Raw genomic sequence first — 7,487 nt, forward strand, 5'->3', positions numbered from 1 at the left:
GGCGCAGACAATGATGGTGACGCCGGCCAAGGCATCATCATGGCCGGACGAAATATCCGCTGTGCCAGCCGAAAAACTGCTGTCGTGGTCCAAAGATCGGGCTCCTTGCCCGGAAACCCGCCGGGCGATCGGATTCTAAAGTCGCAGACGGCAGGTCTCCTGGCTCGCGGGTCATCGCCTTGGGTAGCCGCCTTCCCGGGAACTCCCAGTGGCTTTCGGCCTTGGCTCTTCGCTTACAGTTGCGGGGACAGCCGCGGATTTGGGATTTTGCCCCGCACCGCATTCCCTCTTAGCTCTTGCCGTTGCGGGCAAGAGACCATCTGAACCGGATTTAGGCTTTTGCGAGCGGCGGTGTCAACGCGAGCTTACGACATGGCGATGTCGGCCAGCGCCGGACCCAAATCGCCGGCCGGGGTCACTTCCATGCGTTCGAGCCCGAGCCAGCCCTGCATCTGCTTCAATTCCTCGAACAGTTCTGCAGCGGTTTCAGGTGACGCCTTGGGCTCGGCGTAGGCCGCATGGACCCGCAGCACGCTGGCCGGACGATCTGCCTTGAGGTCGACGCGTGCCACGATCCTGTCGCCGAGCAGGAACGGCAGGACATAGTAGCCGTATTGCCGCTTGTCGGCCGGCGTGTAGATCTCGATGCGGTAGTGGAAGTCGAACAGCCGCTCTGTGCGCGAGCGTTCGAAGACGACAGGATCGAACGGCGCCAGCAGGGCGCGGGCCTCGACTTTGCGCGGCAGGCGGGCATCCCGGTGAAGATAGGCCGGCTTGTCCCAGCCTTCGACGCGCATCGGCAGCAATTCGCCGGTTTCAACCAGTTCCTCCAACCGGCCTTTCATATCGGCCGGCGACAGGCGGAAATAATCGCGCAAATCGCCTGAAGTCGCCACGCCGTGGGCGCGGGCGGAAATGCGCAGCAATTCGCGGTGCGCGTCCTCAGGCGTGGGCACTGGGAGGTCGAGGACCGCCTGCGGCAGCACGCGCTCGGGCAGATCATAGAAGCGCTCGAACCCGCGACGGTGCGCCGTGGTGATGCGTCCGGCCCAGAACAGCCATTCGAAGGCATGCTTGGCGTGGCTCCAGCCCCACCAGCCGCCCGAGCCTTTCTGGCCTTCGAGCGCGGAAGCGGCAATCGGGCCGCGCTCGGCGACCTGGCGGTAAATCTCTTCGATATAGGCGGCGTGCTCGCGGCCCCATTTGGCGAGGCCCAGATACATTTCGTCGCCGCGCTCGGCGCGCTGCATGCGCCAGCGCATCAGCGGGTAGGTCTCGACCGGCAGGAAGGACGCCTCGTGCGCCCAGTATTCGAAAACCGTGCGCTTACGCGTCACGGCCGCGTTGTCGAGCAGCGAGAACGGGTAGGGACCAAGGCGCGAATAGAGCGGCATATAATGAGCGCGCACCACCGCGCTGACGGAATCGATCTGCAGCAGGCCGGTGCGGGAGAGGGTGCGGGCAAAATGCCGGCGGTCGGGCGTGCCGGTCGGGCGGGGATCGAGAAACCCCTGGGCGGCAAGCGCGATGCGACGGGCCGTGGGGAGCGAGATCTTTTCCTTCATGCAGGCATCACTTTGAAGTGTTTGACCGAGGGTCGAATGGCTGATTCCAACCCATGCTAGCAGGGTTTTGGCTGCATCCATGTCAGGAGAGAAAAGTGGAGTAAAAAGCGAAGGAAATCAAACAGGAGCGGATCGGACCAGTTTGCCGCGATATGCCGTCCAGGTCGGTGTTTTGAACAAGGTTTGACTTGCTTCGCTGGAAGTGCTGCGCTAACCCTCGCCGCGTTGCAGCATAGGCCCTTAAAACGGTTCAGCGGTTAAACTGTCACGCTTCCGCATTAGGGTCCGGTGCTGTAATCAAAGTGGATTGCGCCAACGGAAAGCCGAGCATGAACGCACTCTTGAGCTCATACCTGCCCATCGTCCTGTTCATAGGCGTGGCGCTGGTTGTCGGCCTGGCGCTGCTGGCCGCGCCCTTCCTGGTGGCCTACCGCAATCCCGATCCCGAAAAGCTTTCCGCCTACGAGTGCGGTTTCAACTCGTTCGACGACGCCCGCATGAAGTTCGACATCCGTTTCTACCTGGTGTCGATCCTGTTCATCATCTTCGACCTGGAAGTGGCCTTCCTGTTTCCGTGGGCGGTGTCGTTTTCGAAGATCGGCATGCTCGGTTTCTGGTCGATGATGGTGTTTTTGGCGGTGCTGACCATCGGCTTTGCCTATGAATGGAAAAAAGGAGCGCTGGAATGGGATTGAACGACAGTTCAGGCACCCTCGTCGCGCCGAAGCCCAAGGGTATTATCGATCCCAACACCGGCAGGCCGGTGGGGGAGGACGATCCCTTCTTCCTCGAGATCAACAACGAGTTGGCCGACAAGGGCTTTTTGGTCACTTCGACCGAGGCGCTCATCACCTGGGCGCGCAGCGGGTCGCTGATGTTCATGACCTTCGGCCTCGCCTGTTGCGCGGTCGAAATGATCCACACCTCGATGCCGCGCTATGATTCGGAGCGGTTCGGTGTCGCGCCGCGCGCGTCCCCGCGCCAGTCCGACATCATGATCGTCGCCGGCACGCTGACCAACAAGATGGCGCCGGCGCTGCGCAAGGTCTACGACCAGATGCCGGAACCGCGCTACGTCATCTCGATGGGCTCCTGCGCCAATGGCGGCGGCTACTACCACTACTCCTATTCGGTGGTGCGCGGCTGCGACCGCATCGTGCCCGTCGATATCTATGTGCCCGGCTGCCCGCCGAGCGCCGAAGCGCTGCTCTACGGCATTCTTCTCTTGCAGAAGAAGATCCGCCGCACCGGCACGATCGAACGGTAAATCCATGACCGCATCCCTGAGCGAACTGTCGAACTATCTCGGCGAGAAGCTGATCGGCCGCGTGAACGAGGCTGATATCGCCTATGGCGAACTCACCATCCATGTCGAGCCGCGCGATCTGGTCGAGGTGATGACCTTCCTGCGCGACGATGCGCGCTGCCAGTTCATCTCGATCATCGACGTCTGCGGCGCCGACTATCCGTCGCGGGCCAAGCGTTTCGACGTCGTCTATCATCTGTTGTCGCCGAAGCAGAATGTGCGCATCCGCGTCAAGGTGCAGGCCGACGAGGAAACCATGGTGCCGTCGATCACCGGCGTGTTCCCCGGCGCCGACTGGTTCGAGCGCGAGACCTATGATCTCTACGGCGTGCTGTTCTCGGGCCATCCCGATCTGCGCCGCCTGTTGACAGACTATGGTTTCGAAGGCCATCCGCTGCGCAAGGATTTCCCGCTGACCGGCTTCGTCGAGGTGCGCTACGACGATGAGGCCAAGCGCGTTATCTATGAGCCGGTCGAGCTCAAGCAGGAATTCCGCAATTTCGATTTTTTGTCCCCGTGGGAAGGTACGGATTACGTCCTGCCGGGTGACGAGAAGGCAAAGCAGTAAATGGCTGAAACCTCCGTCCGCAACTTCAACATCAATTTCGGCCCGCAACACCCTGCGGCGCACGGCGTTTTGCGCCTTGTGCTGGAGCTGGACGGCGAAGTCGTCGATCGCGTCGATCCGCATATCGGGCTCTTGCATCGCGGCACCGAAAAGCTGATCGAGGCCAAAACCTACCTGCAGGCGATTCCCTATCTCGACCGGCTCGACTATTGCGCGCCGATGAACCAGGAGCACGCCTTCGCGCTCGCCGCCGAGCGCCTGCTCGGCATCGAAGTGCCGAAGCGCGGCCAGCTGATCCGCGTTCTCTACTGCGAAATCGGCCGCATCATGTCGCACATCCTCAATGTGACGACGCAGGCGATGGACGTCGGCGCGCTGACGCCGCCGCTATGGGGCTTCGTCGAGCGCGAAAAGCTGATGGTGTTCTATGAGCGCGCCTCCGGTTCGCGCATGCATGCCGCCTATTTCCGTCCCGGCGGCGTCCACCAGGACCTGCCGCAGAAACTGGTCGAGGACATCGGCAAGTGGATCGACCCGTTCCTGAAGTCGATCGACGACCTCGATCAGCTGCTGACCGGCAACCGCATCTTCAAGCAGCGCAATGTCGACATCGGCATCGTCTCGCTGGCCGATGCCTGGGCCTGGGGTTTTTCGGGCGTGATGGTGCGCGGTTCGGGTGCTGCCTGGGACCTGCGCAAGTCGCAACCCTATGAATGCTATTCGGAAATGGATTTCGACATTCCGATCGGCAAGAACGGCGACTGCTTCGACCGGTACCTCGTGCGCATGGAAGAAATGCGCCAGTCTGCGAAGATCATGCGCCAGTGCGTCGATCTCCTGCTCGGCAAGGAAAGCACCGGGCCGGTGTCGAACCTCGACGGCAAGGTGGTGCCGCCCAAGCGCCAGGCGATGAAGCGCTCGATGGAAGCGCTGATCCATCACTTCAAGCTCTACACCGAGGGTTATCGCGTGCCGGCCGGCGAGGTTTACGCCGCGGTCGAGGCGCCGAAGGGCGAATTCGGCGTCTATCTCGTTTCCGACGGCTCCAACAAGCCCTACCGCTGCAAGCTGCGCGCGCCGGGTTTCGCGCATCTGCAGGCGATGGATTTCCTCTGCCGCGGCCACATGCTGGCCGACGTCACCGCCGTTCTCGGCTCCCTCGACATCGTGTTTGGTGAGGTCGATCGCTAAATGTCAGTCCGCCGTCTCGCAGAAGCCAGCGTCCAGCCAGCATCCTTCGCCTTCAACCGGGCGAACGCGGCTGCGGCGAAGCAATGGATCAAGAAGTACCCGAAGGGCCGTGAGCAGTCGGCCATCATTCCCTTGCTGATGATAGCGCAGGAGCAGGAAGGCTGGGTGACGAAGGCGGCCATCGAGACGATTTCCGACATGCTCGGCATGCCGCGTATCCGCGGGCTCGAAGTCGCGACCTTCTACACGCAGTACCAGTTGAATCCGGTCGGCACGCGTGCGCATATCCAGGTCTGCGGCACCACGCCCTGCATGCTGCGCGGTTCGGAAGCGCTGATGGATGTGTGCCGCTCCAAAATCCATCACGACCAGTTCCACGCCAACGACAAGGGCACCTTGTCCTGGGAAGAGGTCGAATGCCTTGGCGCCTGCGTCAACGCGCCGATGGTCATGATCTTCAAGGACACGTTCGAGGATCTGACGCCGGAACGCCTGGCTGAAATCATTGATCTCTATGACGCCGGCAAGGGTGCTTCGGTGGAACCGGGGCCGCAGAACGGCCGCACCGGCTCCGAGCCGGCCTCCGGCCTCACCACGCTGAAGAGCGAAAAGGCGATCCTCAAGTCGACCCGCGAAAGGGAGGCCAGGGAGGCCGCCAAGGCCGCCAGGGCGGCGCCCGACGCGATCATCGCGGCGCCTGTGCCGGGGCCGGCCGCGGCCCCTGTCGCACCGTCCAACACCAGCAAGCCGAAGACCGACGCCCCTGAAACCAGCCCGGCATTGAAGACGCCTTCAAAAACCAAGGTCGCGCCGGCGGTTGAAAAGGCGGCGAGCGTTGCCGCGCCGCTGCATTCGGCCGCCAACGCCAACAAGGCGGACTCCAAGGTCGAGCAGGTTTCCAAGCAGCGCAGCGGTCCGATAACCAAGGCCGAGCCGGCATCCGCCTTCAAGGCGCCGGAGGTCAAGGTGCCGGCGGCCAAGCCGGCCAAACCGTCGCTCGGGGACAAAAACCGTCCGGCCGGAATCGATAAACCGGCACAGGTCGACGACCTCAAGCTGATCTCCGGCGTCGGCCCCAAGATCGAGGGCATCCTGCATACGCTCGGCATTTTCACCTTCGCGCAGGTCGCGTCGTGGAAGAAGGCCGAACGCGAGTGGGTGGATGGCTATCTCTCTTTCCAGGGCCGCATCGATCGCGACGACTGGGTCAAGCAGGCCAAGGCGCTCGCCAAGGGTGGCGTCGCCGAATACATCCGCGTCTTCGGCAAGAAGCCGGTCTGAGGGACGAAAAATGCTTCAGGACAAAGACCGCATCTTCACCAATATTTACGGCCTGTTCGACAAGTCGCTGGCCGGCGCGATGGCGCGCGGCGCCTGGGACAACACGCCCGGCATCGTTGCCAAGGGGCGCGAATGGATCGTCAACGAGATGAAGGCGTCGGGCCTGCGCGGCCGCGGCGGCGCCGGCTTCCCGACCGGTCTCAAATGGTCGTTCATGCCCAAGCAGAGCGATGGCCGGCCGAGCTATCTCGTCATCAACGCCGACGAATCCGAGCCCGGCACCTGCAAGGACCGCGACATTCTGCGCAACGACCCGCACACGCTGGTCGAGGGCGCGCTGCTTGCCGGCTTCGCCATGGGCGCGATTGCCGCCTACATCTATGTGCGCGGCGAGTTCATCCGCGAGCGCGAGGCGCTCCAGCGCGCGATCGAGGAAGCCTATGAGGCCAAGCTGATCGGCAAGAACAACACCTCCGGCTATGATTTCGACATCTACATGCACCACGGCGCCGGCGCCTATATCTGCGGCGAGGAGACTGCACTCCTCGAAAGCCTCGAAGGCAAGAAGGGCCAGCCGCGGCTGAAGCCGCCATTCCCGGCCAATGTCGGCCTCTATGGCTGCCCGACCACGGTCAACAATGTCGAATCGATCGCGGTTGCGCCGACCATCCTGCGCCGAGGAGCGGCCTGGTTCTCGTCCTTCGGCCGGCCCAACAATGTCGGCACCAAGCTGTTTTGCATCTCCGGCCACGTCAACAATCCGTGCACGGTCGAAGAGGCGATGTCGATTCCGTTCCGCGAGCTCATCGAGACGCATTGCGGCGGCATTCGCGGCGGCTGGGACAATCTTTTGGCGGTCATACCGGGCGGCGCCTCGGTGCCGCTGGTGCCGGCCGAGCAGATCATCGACACGCCGATGGATTTCGACGCGCTGCGCGACCTCAAATCCGGCCTTGGAACCGCGGCTGTCATCGTCATGGACAAGTCGACCGATGTCGTGAAGGCGATCGCGCGGCTTTCCTACTTCTACAAGCACGAGAGCTGCGGCCAGTGCACGCCATGCCGCGAAGGCACCGGCTGGATGTGGCGGGTGATGGAACGGCTGGTGCGCGGCGAGGCGCAGAAGCGCGAGATCGATATGCTGCTCGACGTCACCAAGCAGATCGAAGGCCATACGATCTGCGCGCTTGGCGACGCGGCGGCCTGGCCGATCCAGGGCCTGATGCGGCATTTTCGCGGCGAAGTGGAGCGGCGCATCGACGAGTTTTCGCGCAATGCGCACCGGGCCGAGCCTGTGATGGTGGCGGCGGAATAGAAGAAAGTTTACGCGGGCGAAAGTCCGCAGCGAAGGGCGGGGCGAACGAAGAAACGACCAGGAGAACTCTATGGCGCCGTATTCGAACCCGCTGATGCCCAATTTGGACCAGATCGAGAAGATGAACCAGGACTTGACCAGGATGATGCCGAAGGAGATGGCCAGCGCCGTCAACCTTTTCGTGCATCCTGTGGCGGGTGCGGCGGCGATGTCGGCGCTTGGCCTCGGGCTCGCCAATCATGCTTTCGGCGTCTGGCTGGG

7 protein-coding genes, 1 pseudogene and 1 riboswitch are annotated in these 7,487 nt (G+C 62.8%); of the genes and pseudogenes, 7 read left to right on the top strand and 1 reads right to left on the bottom strand.

Features of this window, described 5'->3' with window-relative positions; all coding sequences use genetic code 11:
- Positions 1 to 132 precede the first annotated feature (132 nt).
- Positions 133 to 336: riboswitch (cobalamin riboswitch) on the bottom strand.
- Positions 337 to 365: 29 nt separating this feature from the next.
- Entirely contained in the window at positions 366 to 1,565 is a 1,200-nt protein-coding gene (locus EN939_RS14095) for a winged helix-turn-helix domain-containing protein (protein WP_127268492.1), read from the bottom strand.
- 329 nt (positions 1,566 to 1,894) lie between these two features.
- On the opposite strand from EN939_RS14095, the gene EN939_RS14100 reads away from it, so the two are divergent.
- The 7 genes and pseudogenes from EN939_RS14100 to EN939_RS14130 form a co-directional block, all read left to right on the top strand.
- A complete protein-coding gene (locus EN939_RS14100; protein ID WP_010910112.1) occupies positions 1,895 to 2,260 on the top strand; it encodes an NADH-quinone oxidoreductase subunit A in 366 nt (121 codons plus the stop codon).
- Complete coding sequence (locus EN939_RS14105; protein ID WP_013531090.1) at positions 2,251 to 2,832, top strand: NuoB/complex I 20 kDa subunit family protein; 582 nt, start codon at positions 2,251 to 2,253, stop codon at positions 2,830 to 2,832. Before EN939_RS14100 ends, EN939_RS14105 begins: the two co-directional genes overlap by 10 nt.
- A gap of 4 nt (positions 2,833 to 2,836) precedes the next feature.
- A complete protein-coding gene (locus tag EN939_RS14110; RefSeq protein WP_127268493.1) occupies positions 2,837 to 3,439 on the top strand; it encodes an NADH-quinone oxidoreductase subunit C in 603 nt (200 codons plus the stop codon).
- On the top strand, positions 3,440 to 4,630 hold the full coding sequence (locus EN939_RS14115; protein WP_127260745.1) for an NADH-quinone oxidoreductase subunit D: 1,191 nt from the start codon (positions 3,440 to 3,442) through the stop codon (positions 4,628 to 4,630).
- Positions 4,631 to 5,911 carry an NADH-quinone oxidoreductase subunit E gene (locus EN939_RS14120; RefSeq protein ID WP_127268494.1) on the top strand — a complete coding sequence of 427 codons (1,281 nt, stop codon included), beginning with the start codon at positions 4,631 to 4,633 and terminating at the stop codon, positions 5,909 to 5,911. It begins immediately after the preceding gene.
- A 10-nt stretch (positions 5,912 to 5,921) separates the two neighbouring features.
- Positions 5,922 to 7,226 (top strand): NADH-quinone oxidoreductase subunit NuoF, encoded by a 1,305-nt coding sequence (gene nuoF, locus EN939_RS14125; RefSeq protein ID WP_127268495.1) that lies wholly within the window; start codon positions 5,922 to 5,924, stop codon positions 7,224 to 7,226.
- A gap of 70 nt (positions 7,227 to 7,296) precedes the next feature.
- A pseudogene (locus tag EN939_RS14130) lies at positions 7,297 to 7,487 on the top strand (NADH-ubiquinone dehydrogenase); the annotation flags it as partial.

The sequence above is a fragment of the Mesorhizobium sp. M7A.F.Ca.CA.002.05.1.1 genome (assembly GCF_003998335.1).
Classification (GTDB): Bacteria; Pseudomonadota; Alphaproteobacteria; order Rhizobiales; family Rhizobiaceae; genus Mesorhizobium.

What these genes read in the sequence shown, in the direction of transcription:
- EN939_RS14095 (WP_127268492.1), bottom strand. Translation starts at nt 1,565, where the DNA reads ATGAAGGAAAAGATCTCGCTCCCCACGGCCCGTCGCATCGCGCTTGCC.
- EN939_RS14100 (WP_010910112.1), top strand. Translation starts at nt 1,895, where the DNA reads ATGAACGCACTCTTGAGCTCATACCTGCCCATCGTCCTGTTCATAGGC.
- EN939_RS14105 (WP_013531090.1), top strand. Translation starts at nt 2,251, where the DNA reads ATGGGATTGAACGACAGTTCAGGCACCCTCGTCGCGCCGAAGCCCAAG.
- EN939_RS14110 (WP_127268493.1), top strand. Translation starts at nt 2,837, where the DNA reads ATGACCGCATCCCTGAGCGAACTGTCGAACTATCTCGGCGAGAAGCTG.
- EN939_RS14115 (WP_127260745.1), top strand. Translation starts at nt 3,440, where the DNA reads ATGGCTGAAACCTCCGTCCGCAACTTCAACATCAATTTCGGCCCGCAA.
- EN939_RS14120 (WP_127268494.1), top strand. Translation starts at nt 4,631, where the DNA reads ATGTCAGTCCGCCGTCTCGCAGAAGCCAGCGTCCAGCCAGCATCCTTC.
- nuoF (WP_127268495.1), top strand. Translation starts at nt 5,922, where the DNA reads ATGCTTCAGGACAAAGACCGCATCTTCACCAATATTTACGGCCTGTTC.